This window comes from Ruegeria sp. AP7 (genome assembly GCF_056539905.1).
Genome location: NZ_JBQFVT010000013.1, coordinates 14,774 through 30,502 on the forward strand (window position 1 = coordinate 14,774; position 15,729 = coordinate 30,502).

A 15,729-nucleotide genomic window follows, 5' to 3' on the forward strand; every position below is an offset into this window, starting at 1 on the left:
GTCTTTTCATTGGGCCTGCCCACTAGTGCGGGAACGGCCAGAGTCTGAGTTTCTCTTTCGCGACGCGCCAAAGCTGCGCCAGTCCGTGGGGTTCAAGAACAAGGAATATGATGATGAGAGCGCCCACGATCACGAGATTCAGGTGCGCAACGATATCCGTTGGCCAACCCAGCAGATCGACACCCAGCAGCTTTAGGACAACTGGCAGCAAAACCAGAAATGCCGCCCCCGCGAAGGACCCAAATATAGACCCTAATCCGCCGATAATTACCATGAACAGCACCAGGAATGATTTCTGAATACCGAACACTTCACCCACTTCGACCGCGCCCAGATAGACAGCAAAGAACAGTGCGCCTGCAATGCCTACGAAAAACGAGCTGACGGCAAAGGCGGTAAGCTTTGCCTTGAGCGGGTTCACCCCGATGATCTCGGCTGCGATATCCATGTCGCGGATCGCCATCCATGTCCGACCCGTAGTACCGCGCGTAAGGTTACGCGCGATGATCGCACTGAAGGTCAAAAAGATCAGGCAAAACAGATAGGTCGCCCAGGCAGGCGCGTTCGGACCGGTGATGATGATGCCAAACACGTCCCGTTCGGGCGAGTTGATCTGGCCAGAGGCCGAGTAGTTGTAGAACCACGGCACCCGGTTGAATAGCCATACAAGGAAGAACTGTGCAGCCAGCGTGGCCACCGCAAGGTAGAACCCTTTGATCCGCAAAGAGGGCAGACCAAACAGCACGCCCACCAGCGCAGTGACGCCGCCAGCCAACAGAACATGGAGGAACATGCTGACATCTGGAAACGCCGTCATCAGCTTGTAGCAAGCATAGGCCCCCACAGCCATGAAACCACCTGTTCCCAGCGAGACCTGCCCGCAATACCCCACTAAGATGTTCAGCCCAATCGCTGCGATGGCGTAGATTAGGAAGGGCAGCAGCAGTGCGTTGGCCCAATAGTCGTTGATGATGAATGGAATGATCCCGAACGCCACTGCCAACACGACGTAGTACCGATACCGGTCAAACTTGATCGGGAAAGTCTGGCTGTCCGCTATGTAGGAGGTTTTGAAGTCTCCGGCCTCACGATAGAACATATCTTACTTTCCCCATTCTTCCTGCGCCCGATTGCGGGCTGCGGCATCCAGTTGATTGGAGCCCTTGGCGTATCCGGTCGCCTCAGAGGCGCGCACCAGTTTCATGTAGGCGAGAACGCCCATAACAAGCCCGGCAAAAGCCAGAAGCACAGCGATCACAAGCTGGCCTTCACTTAGATCACTGGACGTCAGAGCGATGTAGCCAAAGGCCCAGAAACCGGCCCATGCAATCACGTTGACGATGGCGATCAGCTTGGTCATCCCCTACACTCTCTCAATGATCTTCTCGCCGAACAGACCTTGCGGCCGGAACACCAGAAAGATCAGCGCCAGTACATAGGCAAACCAATTCTCGGTCGCGCCACCAACTAAGGGGCCGATGGCAAACTCGAACAGTTTTTCGCCAACACCGATGATCAACCCACCGACGATTGCTCCGGGGATCGAGGTGAACCCGCCCAGCATCAGCACCGGCAGCGCCTTGAGTGCGATGAGTGACAGTGAGAACTGAACGCCCGACTTGGTACCCCACATGATCCCTGCAACTAGCGCCACGAACCCGGCAACCGACCAGACCATCACCCAGATGAAGTTCAGCGAAATCCCGACCGACAGCGCCGCCTGATGGTCATCCGCCACCGCACGCATCGCCCGGCCCTGTTTAGTGTACTGGCTGAACGCGACCAAGGCCGCCACCAGCAGCGCCGCGATGATCGTCGCCACGATGTCCAGATTGTCGATGAAGAAGCCATAATCGAAAATGTTGAAGGTCGTCTCGTCAATCCACAGGTTGATGCCCTGCGGCAGACCCACATCCAGCGTCTTGATCTCGGACCCCCACATCAAGTCTGCCACGCCTTCAAGGAAATAGGCCAGGCCGATGGTGGCCATGAACAGGATGATCGGTTCTTGCCCAACCAGATGGCGCATCACGAACCGCTGCACGGCCCAAGCCAGCAGCACCATCACCGCCATGGTCAAAATGATCGCCAGCAGCGCGGGGACGTTCCAACCAAAGTAATGAACATGCGTGCCAAAGATGGCGTTGATCAGATGCGCAAAAGGTACCTGCCCATTCATGATCCCGACTAGCGTCATCGCCGCGAACAAGGCCATAACACCCTGCGCGTAATTAAAAATCCCCGACGCCTTGTAGATCAGCACAAATCCCAACGCGACCAGCGCATACAGCACCCCGGCCATCAGACCGTTAAGGATGACCTCCATCGCAAATACGAGTTGTTCAGGCATGCCAGCCCCTCCCCAATTCTGCCCGAGCATCAGTCATGACTGACCCCCAGATAGGCGTCGATGACTTCCTGATTGTTGCGCACCTCATCCGGCGTGCCGTCACCGATCTTCTTGCCATAATCCATCACGACCACTCGGTCGCTCAGGTCCATCACCACGCCCATGTCATGCTCGATCAGGGCGATGGTGGTGCCGAACTCGTCATTCACGTCGAGGATAAAGCGGCTCATGTCCTCTTTCTCTTCGACATTCATCCCGGCCATCGGTTCATCCAGCAGCAGCAGCTTAGGCTCCGCCGCCAGCGCTCGCGCTAATTCGACGCGCTTCTTCAAGCCGTAGGGCAAGCGAGACACAGGCGTTTTGCGGATGTGCTGAATTTCTAGGAAATCGATGATCTTCTCGACCGCCTCCCGGTTCTCGGTCTCTTCCGCCTCGGCCTTACCCTTCCACAAGGCCTGCTGCAGGATGTTCGTCTTCATAAAGCCAAGGCGTCCGGTCATCACGTTGTCGAGAACGCTCATACCTTCGAATAGGGCAATGTTTTGAAACGTCCGCGCAATGCCTTGCTGCGCCACCTCGAAGGGCCGCATCGGCGGGCGCTTGGACCCGTGGAACCAGACCTCGCCCTCTTGCGGGACATAGAAGCCCGAGATCACATTCAGCATCGAGGACTTACCCGCTCCGTTCGGTCCAATGATCGCGCGAATTTCGCCTTCGCGAATGTCGAACGAGATATCCTTGATCGCCACCACACCGCCAAAGCGCAGGGTGATGTTCTTCATCTCCATCACCACACCACCGATCTTGCGGCCGTCTTCGGTGACATATCCTTCGGAGTTATCCAGCATCAGAACCTCCCTGACACAAAAACGGGACGGCGGGCGGGGCGATGACCGCAGGTCGAGCGGCGCACGTCAGCCCCCTCATTCCGCCGCCACCTTGTGCTGCACGACCGGCACAACCGGTGCATCCACAATCTCCAACGTCGCAGAAATCGAACCCTTGCGACCATCTTCATAGGTCACCTCGGTGGTGGTCGAAACTTGGCCAGACCCGTCATAAAGCGCAGCGATGATGTCGTGGAACTTCTCCTCGACAAAGCCACGGCGCACCTTCCGAGTCCGGGTCATTTCTCCATCGTCGGCATCCAGTTCCTTGTGCAGAACCACAAAGCGATGCACCTGACAGCCCGACAGCATTTCATCAGCCGCAACCGACTTATTCACCGCTTCCACATGGCTGCGAATCGTCTCTAACACACGGGGGTGGCCTGCCAATTCCTGATAGGACGCATATGCCACGTTGTTGCGTTCGGCCCAGTTTCCAACCGCGGTCAGATCGATATTGATGAAGGCGACACAACGATCCTTGCCATTGCCAAACAGCACGACTTCGAGAATATCAGGGTAGAACTTCAGCTTGTTCTCAACATATTTCGGCGCGAACATTGCTCCGTCGGCCATTTTGCCAACATCCTTGGCGCGATCGATGATCCGCAAATGGCCCGAGCTTTCTTCGATGAACCCGGCATCACCGGTCGCAACCCAGCCCTCGGCATCTTTGGTTGAAGCCGTGGAATCCGGATTGTTGTAGTACTCAACAAACACACCGGGCGAGCGATAGTGGATCTCGCCGCTGTCATCGATTTTCAGCTCGACATCCGGTGCGGGCACACCAACCGTATCGGCGCGCACTTCGCCGTCCGGTTGCACGGTGATAAATACGGTCGCTTCGGTCTGGCCATAGAGCTGCTTCAAGTTGATGCCCAAAGAGCGATAGAAATCAAAGATTTCCGGCCCAATTGCCTCACCCGCTGTATAGCCCACCCGAAAGCGGCCATAACCCAACGTATCCTTGAGCGGGCCATAAACCAGCAGGTTGCCCAGCGCGTATTTCAATTTGTCGCCAAAGCCCACAGGCTTGCCGTCCAACAGCAACCCGCCAACCTTTTTGGCATGGGCCATGAAATGATGGAACATGCGCTGCTTCAGCTTGCCTGCATCCTCCATCCGGATCATCACATTGGTCAGCTGAGTTTCGAATACGCGCGGCGGTGCAAAGAAATAGGTCGGCCCGATCTCGCGAAGGTCGGTCATCATCGTGTCGGCGCTTTCGGGGCAGTTCACACAGAAGCCGCACCAATAGGCCTGACCGATGGAGAAGATGAAATCGCCCACCCAGGCCATCGGCAGATAAGACAGGATGTCCTCATTCCGGGTCAGATGATCGAAGTCCGCCGAGTTCTTGGCGCTTTCGATCACATTCCGGTTCGACAGCACCACTCCCTTGGGCTTGCCCGTCGTTCCGCTGGTGTAGAGCATCACGCAGGTGTCGTCATAGGTGATCTCGGCGATGCGCTTGTCGAGTTCCGCATCAAACCGCGCGTGGCCGGCACTGCCCTCGGCCATGATGTCTTCAAGCGCGTTCATCTGGCTGTGGTCGTATTTCCGCATCCCGCGTTTATCAGTATACAGAATGTGCTTGATCTGATGCACTTTTTCCTGAATTTCGATGACCTTGTCGACTTGCTCCTGATCACCGCAGACGACATATTTTGCGCCGCAATGCTCCATCACATAGGTCATCTCTTCGGCAACCGCGTCTTGGTAGAGCGGCACGGGGATCGCGCCCACCATCTGTGCCGCGACCATCGACCAATAATGCGCCGGTCGATTACGGCCTATGACAGCAATATGATCGCCTTTTTCGACGCCAATCTCCAGAAAACCCAATGCAATGGCGCGGATTTCTTTGGCGGTTTCGGCCCAGGACCAGCATTGCCAGATCCCGAATTCCTTTTCGCGGTAAGCCGGGGCATCCCCGAACTGGGTCACATTGCGGTGTAACAGCGCCGGAAGGGACTGCATCCCACCAGCGCCCGACTGCGTCTGAGCCAATCTTTCTCTCCTCCCCATCCGACCCCTCCTCGGGCCGGAAACGACAAGCCGGGAACACGCCCCGGGCGCCGATGCCCCGATAAGGGACGCGGAAAAGATCAGCGTCAAGTTTTGCCTGATGTTTTCTCAATTCTTACGAATTGTAACAGAGGTGAAAGGTCGCTCTTTCGAGTTGTAGGCAAAGTCCCAGGCAAGTCCGAGATGGCAAACCGGCCTGTCATTTTACCCTTTTTAACCACAGGAATATCAACTGCACCACAAAGACAGTAGCCAAGACTGGGATCGCAGCAAAGGCTATCGGCAGGCAGAAAAAAGCAGGCCCATGTTCGCGCATCATCGCGTCGCATTCCGCAAGCTCGAAGGGTAAGTAGCCGAATAATGCGACGATCAGGATACCCGTTACGATCGTGATTCTCTTAAGCATTGGAAGTTTGCCCTTTCTAAACCGGAACAGCCGCGCAATCGCTCTGGCTGATCACCAAATCTCTTGCGATCAGGATCAGTATGAATTCGGAGATCTGTCGGATTTCGATCTTGTCATCAGATGCTGCGCCATACTTCCGCCGATTTTATATGAGAAGTGAAACTCAACGAGTGGTTCAATTCGGCAGGCATAAATGGATATTTCCGAGATATCTCAGATTGCGATATCCAAAATCTCGGGTTTTGCGGATAACGCAAACCTGCGGCACTATTGGGTGTATGTCCTATGCGGTATGACAATCGCTATCGTCGCCCATCGATTGGGCGGTGATGACCGCAGGTTCCATTCCGTGTTCTTCAGGAAAGAGGTATGGGGTTCTCGCTCGGCCTTCATTGACTACATAATCCTCCTGGTCAATCCGATCGTCTTTGTCTTTGCCCTCGATTGGATCGTCAACACACTCTGGAAGCTGACCCCTGTGGTCGCTGATGGAATCCGGTCTTTGGGCGCAGACCTTCAAAGCGAGGGTGGCTCGGTCTGGGTCGCCGTCGCGCTGACCGTCACGCTGTATGTCGTGAATGATTTTATGCGCTGGTGGATGCACTATCTGCAGCACAAGGTTCCGTTTCTTTGGGAATTCCACAAGATACATCACTCGGCAGAGCATCTGAACTTTGCAACCGCCGAACGGCACCATCCATTCGACGCGGTATTTTTCGGTTTCGGAGCAGTAGGTGCGGCCGCTATCGTGAATGGTGTCTTCATAGGTCTGTTTGGTGATCATCTGACCGCCTATCAGATCGGTGGCGCAAATGTCATATTCTTCGGGTCCAACCTCATCGGTGGTGTTTTGCGCCACAGTCCCATCTGGGTCAGCTATGGCCCGCGTATTGAGAAATGGCTGATATCACCCGCCATGCACCAGATCCATCATTCGAGCGACCCCAAACATTGGGACAAAAACATGGGCGGTGGATTGGCGGTTTGGGACCGGATGGGCGGTACGCTCTATGTCCCCAAAGGCCGGGAAAATTTACAGTTTGGCATCGGACCGGAAACTGAAGACTATCGGACCCTATACGGCGTGTATGTCGAGCCACTGATGAAAGCAGCTCGGATTTTTCAACGCAGTTGAACAAACTTGAGAGGTGAGCCCCTGTAGCCCTCTGGAACAGTGGCTCTCACCCTGTGCCTACAGCCAATCCCGCAAAATCGGGATCAACGGAACATCCGCCGCAGGCATCGAGTAATTTCTCAGATCATTCGCGCGTACCCACTTTAGCGCCTGCCCTTCCTTCGATTGCGGGATGCCTTCCCATTTGCGGCAGGCAAACAGCGGCATCAGCAGGTGGAAATCGTCATAGCTGTGGCTGGCGAAAGTCAGGGGCGCGAGGCACGACGCCCAGGTGTCGATGCCCAGCTCCTCGTGCAATTCGCGGATCAGCGCAGCCTCAGGGATTTCGCCGGGTTCGATTTTGCCCCCTGGGAATTCCCAAAGACCAGCCATAGATTTGCCTTCGGGGCGTTGGGCCAGCAGGACGCGGCCCTCGATGTCGATCAGAGCCACCGCAGACACTAAGATTGTTTTCATGAACGGTAATCCGCGTTGATCTCGATATAACCGTGGGTCAGGTCGCAAGTCCAAACGGTGGAATTACCTTCACCCAATCCCAGATCGACTGCGATCACGAGGTCTTGGCCTTTCATGTAAGCAGCGGCGTCTTCCTCGCGGTAATCGGGACTAACCCAGCCTTTTTCGGCGACAAGGATGTCGCCGAAAGAAATGCTCAGAAGGTCGCGGTCAGCAGCAGCGCCGGATTTACCGATAGCCATGACGATACGACCCCAGTTCGGGTCTTCGCCTGCGATGGCGGTTTTGACCAGAGGCGAGTTGGCAATGGCCAGCCCATGGATTTTGGCGTCAGCGTCCGTTGCAGCTCCGGTCACACGAATTTCTACGAATTTCGTTGCCCCCTCACCGTCGCGCACCACTTGCTGCGCGAGGTCCAGCATCACGGCTTCAAGTGCCTGCGCAAACGCGTCATTCCCCGTGGCATCAACGCCCGAGGCTCCGGTCGCACACAGAAGCAGGCTGTCAGAGGTCGAGGTATCGCTGTCGACGGTTATACAGTTGAAGGTCCGATCTGTCTGTGCGCCCAACATCGCTTGCAGAGCGGATTGTTCGACATGGGCGTCGGTGAAGATATAGACCAGCATCGTCGCCATATCAGGCGCGATCATGCCGGAGCCCTTCGCAATCCCTGCGATAGAGACTGTTTTGCCATCGATCTCAACCTGCGCGGATGCCCCTTTTGGGAAGGTATCCGTGGTCATGATCGCCCGCGCCGCGTCTTCGATGGCGTGCCGATTGAGGCCGGATTTCAAGACCTCAAGCTGGGCGACGATGCGGTCATGGGGTAGCGGCTCGCCGATGACTCCGGTGGAAGAGGTGAAGACCCGCTCCACCGCAACGCCGGTGGCTTTGGCGACGGCTTGCGTCACCTCGGCCACCGAGGTTTGTCCATAATGACCGGTAAAGGCGTTGGCATTGCCCGAATTTACCAGGATTGCCGCAGGCCCATCATACGGCCCGCCGATCTTGTCCTGACAGTCCAGAACTGGCGCCGCGCGCGTGGCTGAACGGGTGAAAACCCCAGCCAGCGATGTGCCCGGATCAAGCACCGCCATCATTACGTCAGTGCGGCCCTGATAGCGGACGCCCGCCTCAACCGTGGCAAAACGTACGCCGTCGATTGCAGGCAATTCAGGAAAGGCCTCTGGGGCCAATGGTGATACCTTGGTGATCGTCGCCACGCGCGTTACTCCTGCAGCAGCTCGATCTGGCGCATGACCTCGGGTCCAACCCCTTCCAGCGCTGGACGTTCAATCGTTGCCTGCTGCGTCAACTCGTCGACCTTGGCCTGAATTGCGTCCTGCCGGATGGTTTGGGCCAGTTCATCACGCACGACGGCCAGTTCTGGGGCCTGCGTTTTGCGTTTGTCATTCAGAGCAACCAAATGCCATCCGAATTGCGTCTGGACGGGTTCCGAAACACTGCCTTTTTCCAAAGCTACAACCGCGTTTTCGAACTCGGGCACCATCTGACCTTTACCGAACCATCCCAGCGAACCGCCATTGGGTCCCGAGGGGCCGGTGGACTTCTCTTTCGCCAATTCGGCGAAATCCGCGCCCTCGTCCAATTGGGCCTTGATGGCTTTGGCTTCGTCTTCGCTTTCAACCAGAATATGGCTGGCGTTGAATTCGTCCTCGCCCTCGAATTCGGCAAACTGCGCATCATAGGCGGCCTGGATTGCTTCATCCGTAACCTCGGCAGCGGTGATCGCCTCAACAGTCTGTACCGCACGCAGGGACCGCGTTTCGTTTTCCAAGCGCAATGCGTTCAGAGGGTTCAGAGCATCCTGTTGCTGACCCAACAGGTGTTGCTGGACCAGTTGTTCAAGGATGAAGTCATAAAGAACGTCGTCTTCCAATTGCTGATACTGCGCGGGCAGAGCAGACGCGGTGGCGATGACGTGACCTAATGTGATCTCATCACCATTCACGCGCGCCACGACGGTCGAGGCATCTGGCTTGGTTTCGGCGGCCAACGGCAGGGCCATCACGGCAGCAAGCGCCAGCGATGGCAGAAAAGTGAGGCCTTTGGGCATGGAATCATCCTATTTCTTTGCCGCGACAGGGCGCAGCGTTGACACTTTAGAACCTGCCGCTTACATCGCTTTGAAGCCTTGGACAGGGCCGCCTTTCACCCCCCGTATCTATGGGTTGCGCGCAAGGTGGGCAAGCCTGTCGCAACCACGATAAGAACAGATCCGCTGGAGTGAACATGCTGGGACTCGGAACGCTCGCCAAAAAGGTGTTCGGAACACCGAACGACCGCAAGATCAAGGCGACCCGCCCCCTGATCGAAAAGATCAACGCGATGGAGCCCGAGTTCGAGAAACTGACCGACGAAGGCCTGATCGAGAAGACCGCTGAGCTGCGCAAACGGGCGCTGGACGGTGAAAATCTGGATGACCTGCTGCCTGAGGCCTTTGCCAATGTCCGCGAAGGGGCCAAGCGCGCGCTGGGTCTTCGGGCCTTTGACGTGCAGTTGATGGGGGGCATCTTCCTGCATCAAGGCAATATCTCGGAAATGAAGACGGGTGAGGGAAAGACTTTGGTCGCCACTCTCCCCGCTTATCTGAATGCACTGAGCGGCAAGGGCGTGCATGTGGTTACAGTGAACGAATACCTGGCCAAGCGCGACTCGGAATGGATGGGCAAGGTGTTCGCGTCCGTGGGCATGACCACAGGCGTGATCTGGACAGGTCAGCCCGATGCCGAGAAAATGGCCGCGTATAACTGCGACATCACGTATGCCACAAACAACGAGCTCGGCTTCGACTATCTGCGCGACAACATGAAGGCCGATCTGGAGCAGGTTTATCAGAAGCACCACAATTTCGCGATTGTGGATGAAGTGGATTCGATCCTGATCGACGAGGCTCGGACCCCGCTGATCATCTCGGGGCCTGCGCAGGACCGGTCGGATCTGTATACTGCCATCGATGCGGTGATCCCGACATTGCAGGACGATCATTATTCTCTGGATGAAAAAAGCCGCAACGTGACCTTCACCGATGAAGGCAACGAGTTTCTCGAGCAGCAACTGCTTTCGGCGGGTCTGCTGCCCGAAGGGCATTCGCTGTACGACCCTGAAAGCACCACTGTGGTGCATCACGTCAATCAGGGCCTGCGCGCGCATAAACTGTTCCAACGCGACAAGGACTATATCGTCCGGGATGGGAATGTCGTGCTGATCGACGAATTCACCGGTCGGATGATGCCGGGTCGTCGCCTGTCTGAAGGCCTGCATCAGGCCATCGAAGCCAAGGAAGGCGTGCAGATTCAGCCCGAGAACGTGACGCTGGCCAGCGTGACCTTCCAGAACTATTTCCGCCTTTACGACAAGCTGTCGGGCATGACCGGCACCGCGCTAACCGAGGCCGAGGAATTTCAGGAAATCTATGGTCTGGGCGTGGTTGAGGTTCCGACCAACAAGCCGATTGCGCGTGAGGACAAGGACGATCAGGTTTATCGCACCACGGGTGAGAAATACGGCGCCATCATCGAACAGGTCAAAAAGGCCGGTGAAAAAGGTCAGCCGGTCCTGGTCGGCACCACGTCGATCGAAAAGTCCGAAGTGATCAGCCAGATGCTGGACAAAGAGGGAATCGAACACAACGTTCTGAACGCCCGCCAGCACGAACAGGAAGCGCAGATTGTGGCCGATGCAGGCCGTCTGGGCGCGGTGACCATCGCCACCAACATGGCGGGCCGCGGCACCGATATTCAGCTGGGCGGCAATGTCGAGATGAAGGTGCTTCAGGCGCTCGCCGAAAACCCCGAGGCTGACCCGGCCGAGCTGCGTGCGGCAGAAGAAGCCAAGCACGCGGAAGAAAAGGAAAAGGTGCTAGAGGCTGGCGGTCTTTACGTGATGGCGTCCGAACGCCATGAAAGCCGCCGGATCGACAACCAGCTTCGCGGACGTTCGGGACGTCAGGGTGACCCGGGCCGCACGGTGTTTTACCTCAGCCTCGAAGATGACCTGATGCGCATCTTCGGTTCGGAACGACTGGACAAGGTCCTGACCACGCTGGGCATGAAAGAGGGCGAGGCGATCATTCACCCTTGGGTGAACAAATCGCTTGAACGGGCGCAGTCCAAGGTCGAAGGTCGCAACTTCGACATGCGCAAGAACGTTCTGAAGTTTGACGACGTGATGAATGACCAGCGTAAGGTGGTGTTTAGCCAGCGACGCGAGATCATGTCAGCGGACGATCTGTCGGATGTGGTTTCGGATATGCGCGAGCAGGTAATCGACGATATGATCGACGAATACATGCCGCCGAAAACCTATGCTGATCAATGGAATACCGAGGGGCTGCATGAGGCCGTCAAGGACAAACTTACCATTGATGCACCGGTTCAGGACTGGGCCGCCGAAGAGGGAGTGGATGACGAACAGATCCGCGAACGCCTGATCAAGGCAGCCGATGAAATGATGGCACAGAAAGCCGTCGCCTTCGGCCCCGAGAATATGCGTAACATCGAAAAGCAGGTTCTGCTGCAAACCATCGACGGCAAATGGCGCGAACATCTTCTGACGCTGGAACATTTGCGCTCGGTAGTGGCTTTCCGAGGCTATGCCCAGCGTGACCCGCTGAACGAATACAAGAACGAAAGCTTCCAGTTGTTCGAAGGGATGCTCGATTCGTTGCGTGAAACAGTGACCCAGCAATTATCGCGCGTTCGCCCGCTCAGCGAAGAGGAACAGAAGGAAATGCTGGCTCAGATGGCCGCGCAGCAGGCCCAGGCCCAGCAGGCAGTGGATAAGGCGGCGGGACAGGCCGAAGCAGTGGCCGAGGCGCAAGCTTCGGGCGATGCCCGCCCTGGCTTTGTCGAAGATGACCCTACAACCTGGGGAAATCCGTCGCGCAATGATCCCTGCCCCTGTGGTTCAGGCAAAAAGTTCAAACATTGCCACGGTAGATTGACCTAACGTCATCCACTTTCAAACACAATGAGTCCGCCTCAAGGCCACATATTGGCCTTGATTCAGAGGCAAGTTACGAGTCGCTCCTTCAACTGGGGAGGGTGTCTTGTTTGTAATAAAGAACTATGTGACCACGGGCGGAACTGTTGCCTGCGCCCTGGCCATCGGGTATCTGATGCAAAGCGGATCCGCGCAGCAACTCAGCGCTGATCCAAGCGGCGCGCGTGTCGCGTCGATCTCTGAGCAGGGCGCGGACCTTGCCAGGTTGCAAAGCGTTGTTCTGACTTCTTCCTCCCCCACCGAAGCGCACAATGAGATTAAACCAAAATCCTCGCTTCCAGCTCCCGAACAAAGCCATTTGCCATCCAACTGTGATCTAAGCGCGCGCGCTTTGGCTGTACCCGGTGCGAATGCACGGTTGCGAGTCAAGGCCCCGTGCCATGCAAATGCAACCATCGAAGTTCATCATAACGGGCTGGTATTCAGCACCGAAACCGATGCGCTTGGTGGCTTGAACCTGACTGTTCCGGCGCTGTCCGAATACGCCATATTCCTGATCTCACTGCCCGACGGCAAAGGTACAGTTGCAACAACGCATGTGCCAGAGATCAACGACTTCAACCGGATCGCCCTGCAATGGCAGGGTAAGACAGAGCTGCAGTTGCACGCATTGGAATTCGGCGCAGGCTACGGAGAAAAAGGCCACGTATGGACTGGCTCTGAGGCCGGCGGTGAGGGTTCGGTGATCCATCTTGGACAGGGCGGCTCTGACATTGCACGCAATATTGAAGTCTATTCCTTCCCGATACAATCCGCGACCGAGACGGGCTCGATCACCCTATCAGTCGAAACTGAAGTCACCGAGGCCAATTGCGGCAAACCTCTGAACGTGCAATCGCTGGAATGGCGCGCGGATCAACGCCTGAGATCCCGCGATCTGACATTGGATATGCCGGGTTGCGAAACGGCTGGTGATTTTCTGGTGTTGAATAATCTGTTCACAGACCTGACAATCGCTGCCAAATAGGCAGCAGGCAATTCAACGGTCCAAAATGAAAATCCTTCGTGCGGCATTTGTCGCGCTTTTGCCCTTGTCCTTGGCACAGGGAGCCTCCGCGCAAGACATCACTCTGACCTCACACGACGGCAAGATTGAAGTCGTCGGCACATTGCTTGGGTATGACGGTGAGTTTTACCGTGTCGATACGCAGTTTGGCGAACTGACGATCGATGGCTCAGGCGTGACATGCGATGGACCAGCCTGCCCCAATCTGACCGATTTTGTCGCCGAAGTGCGATTTTCAGGTTCATCCGTTATGGCAGAAACTTTGATGCCGGCACTCGTGCAGGGTTTTGCCGTACAAGAAGGTCTGTCGGTATCTGTTTCAGAGACTGCCGTAACCCAACGTGAGTATACATTGCGTCATCCTGACCGCTTTACACCTTTGGCCAGGTTTACCTTCTCCGTAACCGGCACCTCTCAGGGGTTTGCCGATCTTGCAAAGGGCGCGGCGGATATCGTTCTTGCCCAACGCGAGATTCGGCCGGACGAGGCTAAGTTGAACCGCGACGCTGGATTGGGTGATCTGACTCAGGCCCGCCGGTCGCGGGTCTTGGCACTGGATGCGATTGTTCCGATTGTATCTGACGACAATCCCATACGTCAGATATCCCCCGCAGACTTAGCCAAAATCTTCACGGGACAAAATACAAACTGGTCCAATCTTGGCGGTCCCGATGCACCCATTTCTCTGTACCTGCCGAAAGCCGGATCTGGCCTGACACAGGCCATAGAGGATCTGTTGCTGGCGCCGGTCGATGCGCTGATCTCAGCCGACGTTACATTCCATGCTCGCAACAGCGATCTTGTACGCGCGATCTCAGGCGATCCTTTCGCAATTGGTATCGCCAGCCTTGCTGAGACGGGCGAAGCGCGAGCGCTGCCACTGACCGGTGGCTGCGGTCATACCCTCTCGGCGACGAGGCAATCAGTAAAGACCGAGGACTACCCGCTCACCGCACCGATGTTTATCTACCTGCCGCAAAGAAGATTGCCGCGGCTCGCCCGGCAATTTCTGGCCTACACCCAAAGTGGCGTTGCACAAATGGTGATCCGGCAAGTCGGATTTGTCGATCAATCACCCGAGACCATCGGGATGGCGTTACAAGGCGAGCGGCTGGTCAATGCCGTCAGCACCGGCGGAACCGAAGTTGGACTGGAAGAACTACAGCGCATGATCGCAACCCTCCGCCCTCTGTCCCGGTTATCTTTGTCCTTCCGCTTCGAGCCCGGCTCGTCGCGACCCGATGCGCAATCCCGCTCTAATATCCTGCACCTGGCGCAGGTGTTGGAAAGCGGTAGGCTGGATGCGCGACAGGTGACTTTTGTAGGGTTTAGCGATGGCGACGGGGCTGCCACATCCAACATGCGCATTGCTCTGCAGCGGGCCAAAACCGTTCGTAACGCGGTGCTGGCGGCCATCGAAACGAGTATTCCTGCGAGTCTCAAGATCGCGGTTGAGGGCTTTGGCGAAGCGATGCCAATGGCCTGCGATGACACCGAATGGGGCCGCAAGGTGAACCGCCGGGTCGAAGTCTGGATTCGATAGCGGTCAAAGATATCCTTGTGCGCGAAAACTCAATTCTGTCGATTTGCCGATAATCAAATGATCGTGCAAGGTCAGCCCCAGCGCCGTGCAAGCATCCTGAATCCGGTTGGTCATGTCGATGTCAGATTGTGAAGGCGTCGGGTCACCTGAGGGATGGTTGTGCACCAATATCAACGCTGACGCATTCAGCTCCAGCGCGCGTTTCGCCACCTCACGCGGATAAACCGGTACGTGATCCACTGTGCCCTTCGCCTGCTCTTCATCTGCGATCAGTACATTCTTCCGGTCCAGATAAAACACCCGAAACTGCTCGGTCTCGCGATGGGCCATCGTCGTGTGGCAATAATCCAGCAGCGCATCCCAGCCCGAAATCACATGCCGCTGAATCACCCGCGCTCGTGCCATCCGATGAGCGCAGGCCTCAAGAATTTTCAGATCGGTAATCACCGTGTCCCCGATCCCCTTTATCTGACGCAGCCGTTCCTCAGGCGCCGTCAACACGCGGTTGAAGTCGCCAAACGCATCCATCAGAGCACGCGCCAGCGGTTTCACGTCCTGACGCGGGATGGATCGGAACAAAGCCAGCTCCAGCAGTTCATAATCCGGCATCGCTGCTGATCCGCCAGACATGAACCTTTCGCGCAGCCGCTTGCGATGGTCTTTGATGTAGGAGGGTAACCGACCAACGCGCAGCGGCTGCGCCGGTGCTTCATCCGTATCGAACAGCATGGGGGCTTCGGCAAAGGCGTCTTGGGTCATAACCCCACTCTGACGCAGAATCGGTTTCCGAAAAGTTAACGCGCCTTATCCCTGCCCGTCGGATCGGCAACACACAGGTCCCCCGCTTCATCTGGCCATAAATATCTCGGGGGAGTCGCCCAAAGGGCGATGGG

The 15,729-nt window shown here is 56.5% G+C and carries 14 protein-coding genes; 4 read left to right on the top strand and 10 right to left on the bottom strand.

Features of this window, described 5'->3' with window-relative positions:
- Nucleotides 1–22: 22 nt before the first annotated feature.
- The 6 genes from ACR0KN_RS18435 to ACR0KN_RS18460 form a co-directional block, all read right to left on the bottom strand.
- The gene (locus ACR0KN_RS18435) at nucleotides 23–1,099 is read right to left on the bottom strand and encodes a branched-chain amino acid ABC transporter permease (RefSeq protein WP_480655609.1); all 1,077 of its coding nucleotides are present in this window, start codon (nucleotides 1,097–1,099) and stop codon (nucleotides 23–25) included.
- A 3-nt stretch (nucleotides 1,100–1,102) separates the two neighbouring features.
- The gene (locus tag ACR0KN_RS18440; protein ID WP_010442925.1) at nucleotides 1,103–1,360 is read right to left on the bottom strand and encodes a hypothetical protein; all 258 of its coding nucleotides are present in this window, start codon (nucleotides 1,358–1,360) and stop codon (nucleotides 1,103–1,105) included.
- A 3-nt stretch (nucleotides 1,361–1,363) separates the two neighbouring features.
- Complete coding sequence (locus ACR0KN_RS18445) at nucleotides 1,364–2,350, bottom strand: branched-chain amino acid ABC transporter permease (protein WP_010442926.1); 987 nt, start codon at nucleotides 2,348–2,350, stop codon at nucleotides 1,364–1,366.
- 29 nt (nucleotides 2,351–2,379) lie between these two features.
- Nucleotides 2,380–3,198 (bottom strand): ABC transporter ATP-binding protein, encoded by an 819-nt coding sequence (locus ACR0KN_RS18450; RefSeq protein ID WP_170399285.1) that lies wholly within the window; start codon nucleotides 3,196–3,198, stop codon nucleotides 2,380–2,382.
- Between the two features lie 75 nt (nucleotides 3,199–3,273).
- Complete coding sequence (locus ACR0KN_RS18455) at nucleotides 3,274–5,217, bottom strand: AMP-binding protein (RefSeq protein WP_480655743.1); 1,944 nt, start codon at nucleotides 5,215–5,217, stop codon at nucleotides 3,274–3,276.
- 247 nt (nucleotides 5,218–5,464) lie between these two features.
- Nucleotides 5,465–5,671 carry a hypothetical protein gene (locus tag ACR0KN_RS18460; RefSeq protein WP_480655612.1) on the bottom strand — a complete coding sequence of 69 codons (207 nt, stop codon included), beginning with the start codon at nucleotides 5,669–5,671 and terminating at the stop codon, nucleotides 5,465–5,467.
- Between the two features lie 193 nt (nucleotides 5,672–5,864).
- Between ACR0KN_RS18460 and ACR0KN_RS18465 the strand changes: the two genes are divergently transcribed.
- The gene (locus tag ACR0KN_RS18465) at nucleotides 5,865–6,806 is read left to right on the top strand and encodes a sterol desaturase family protein (RefSeq protein WP_480655614.1); all 942 of its coding nucleotides are present in this window, start codon (nucleotides 5,865–5,867) and stop codon (nucleotides 6,804–6,806) included.
- A 57-nt stretch (nucleotides 6,807–6,863) separates the two neighbouring features.
- Here the strand turns inward: ACR0KN_RS18465 and ACR0KN_RS18470 are convergent, their stop codons facing one another.
- Genes ACR0KN_RS18470 through ACR0KN_RS18480 form a run of 3 tightly spaced genes read right to left on the bottom strand, consistent with a single transcriptional unit; the run spans nucleotide 6,864 to nucleotide 9,339 of the window.
- Complete coding sequence (locus tag ACR0KN_RS18470) at nucleotides 6,864–7,262, bottom strand: (deoxy)nucleoside triphosphate pyrophosphohydrolase (protein ID WP_480655616.1); 399 nt, start codon at nucleotides 7,260–7,262, stop codon at nucleotides 6,864–6,866.
- Entirely contained in the window at nucleotides 7,259–8,485 is a 1,227-nt protein-coding gene (argJ, locus tag ACR0KN_RS18475) for a bifunctional glutamate N-acetyltransferase/amino-acid acetyltransferase ArgJ (RefSeq protein ID WP_480655618.1), read from the bottom strand. The genes ACR0KN_RS18470 and argJ overlap by 4 nt, the downstream gene beginning before the upstream one ends.
- A 5-nt stretch (nucleotides 8,486–8,490) precedes the next feature.
- Nucleotides 8,491–9,339: a peptidylprolyl isomerase gene (locus ACR0KN_RS18480; RefSeq protein ID WP_010442932.1), complete on the bottom strand. Its 849-nt coding sequence runs from the start codon at nucleotides 9,337–9,339 to the stop codon at nucleotides 8,491–8,493.
- Between the two features lie 176 nt (nucleotides 9,340–9,515).
- Between ACR0KN_RS18480 and secA the strand changes: the two genes are divergently transcribed.
- The 3 genes from secA (at nucleotide 9,516) to ACR0KN_RS18495 (ending at nucleotide 14,836) form a co-directional block, all read left to right on the top strand.
- A complete protein-coding gene (secA, locus tag ACR0KN_RS18485; protein ID WP_480655620.1) occupies nucleotides 9,516–12,233 on the top strand; it encodes a preprotein translocase subunit SecA in 2,718 nt (905 codons plus the stop codon).
- Nucleotides 12,234–12,333: 100 nt separating this feature from the next.
- A complete protein-coding gene (locus tag ACR0KN_RS18490; protein WP_480655622.1) occupies nucleotides 12,334–13,254 on the top strand; it encodes a hypothetical protein in 921 nt (306 codons plus the stop codon).
- Nucleotides 13,255–13,279: 25 nt separating this feature from the next.
- Nucleotides 13,280–14,836 (top strand): phosphate ABC transporter substrate-binding/OmpA family protein, encoded by a 1,557-nt coding sequence (locus tag ACR0KN_RS18495; RefSeq protein ID WP_480655624.1) that lies wholly within the window; start codon nucleotides 13,280–13,282, stop codon nucleotides 14,834–14,836.
- Between the two features lie 3 nt (nucleotides 14,837–14,839).
- Here the strand turns inward: ACR0KN_RS18495 and radC are convergent, their stop codons facing one another.
- On the bottom strand, nucleotides 14,840–15,595 hold the full coding sequence (gene radC / locus ACR0KN_RS18500; protein WP_480655626.1) for a RadC family protein: 756 nt from the start codon (nucleotides 15,593–15,595) through the stop codon (nucleotides 14,840–14,842).
- Nucleotides 15,596–15,729 lie beyond the last annotated feature (134 nt).

Excerpts from the sequence above, each read along its gene's own strand:
- ACR0KN_RS18435 (WP_480655609.1), bottom strand. The coding sequence starts at position 1,099 with ATGTTCTATCGTGAGGCCGGAGACTTCAAAACCTCCTACATAGCGGAC.
- ACR0KN_RS18440 (WP_010442925.1), bottom strand. The coding sequence starts at position 1,360 with ATGACCAAGCTGATCGCCATCGTCAACGTGATTGCATGGGCCGGTTTC.
- ACR0KN_RS18445 (WP_010442926.1), bottom strand. The coding sequence starts at position 2,350 with ATGCCTGAACAACTCGTATTTGCGATGGAGGTCATCCTTAACGGTCTG.
- ACR0KN_RS18450 (WP_170399285.1), bottom strand. The coding sequence starts at position 3,198 with ATGCTGGATAACTCCGAAGGATATGTCACCGAAGACGGCCGCAAGATC.
- ACR0KN_RS18455 (WP_480655743.1), bottom strand. The coding sequence starts at position 5,217 with ATGCAGTCCCTTCCGGCGCTGTTACACCGCAATGTGACCCAGTTCGGG.
- ACR0KN_RS18460 (WP_480655612.1), bottom strand. The coding sequence starts at position 5,671 with ATGCTTAAGAGAATCACGATCGTAACGGGTATCCTGATCGTCGCATTA.
- ACR0KN_RS18465 (WP_480655614.1), top strand. The coding sequence starts at position 5,865 with ATGGATATTTCCGAGATATCTCAGATTGCGATATCCAAAATCTCGGGT.
- ACR0KN_RS18470 (WP_480655616.1), bottom strand. The coding sequence starts at position 7,262 with ATGAAAACAATCTTAGTGTCTGCGGTGGCTCTGATCGACATCGAGGGC.
- ACR0KN_RS18480 (WP_010442932.1), bottom strand. The coding sequence starts at position 9,339 with ATGCCCAAAGGCCTCACTTTTCTGCCATCGCTGGCGCTTGCTGCCGTG.
- secA (WP_480655620.1), top strand. The coding sequence starts at position 9,516 with ATGCTGGGACTCGGAACGCTCGCCAAAAAGGTGTTCGGAACACCGAAC.
- ACR0KN_RS18495 (WP_480655624.1), top strand. The coding sequence starts at position 13,280 with ATGAAAATCCTTCGTGCGGCATTTGTCGCGCTTTTGCCCTTGTCCTTG.
- radC (WP_480655626.1), bottom strand. The coding sequence starts at position 15,595 with ATGACCCAAGACGCCTTTGCCGAAGCCCCCATGCTGTTCGATACGGAT.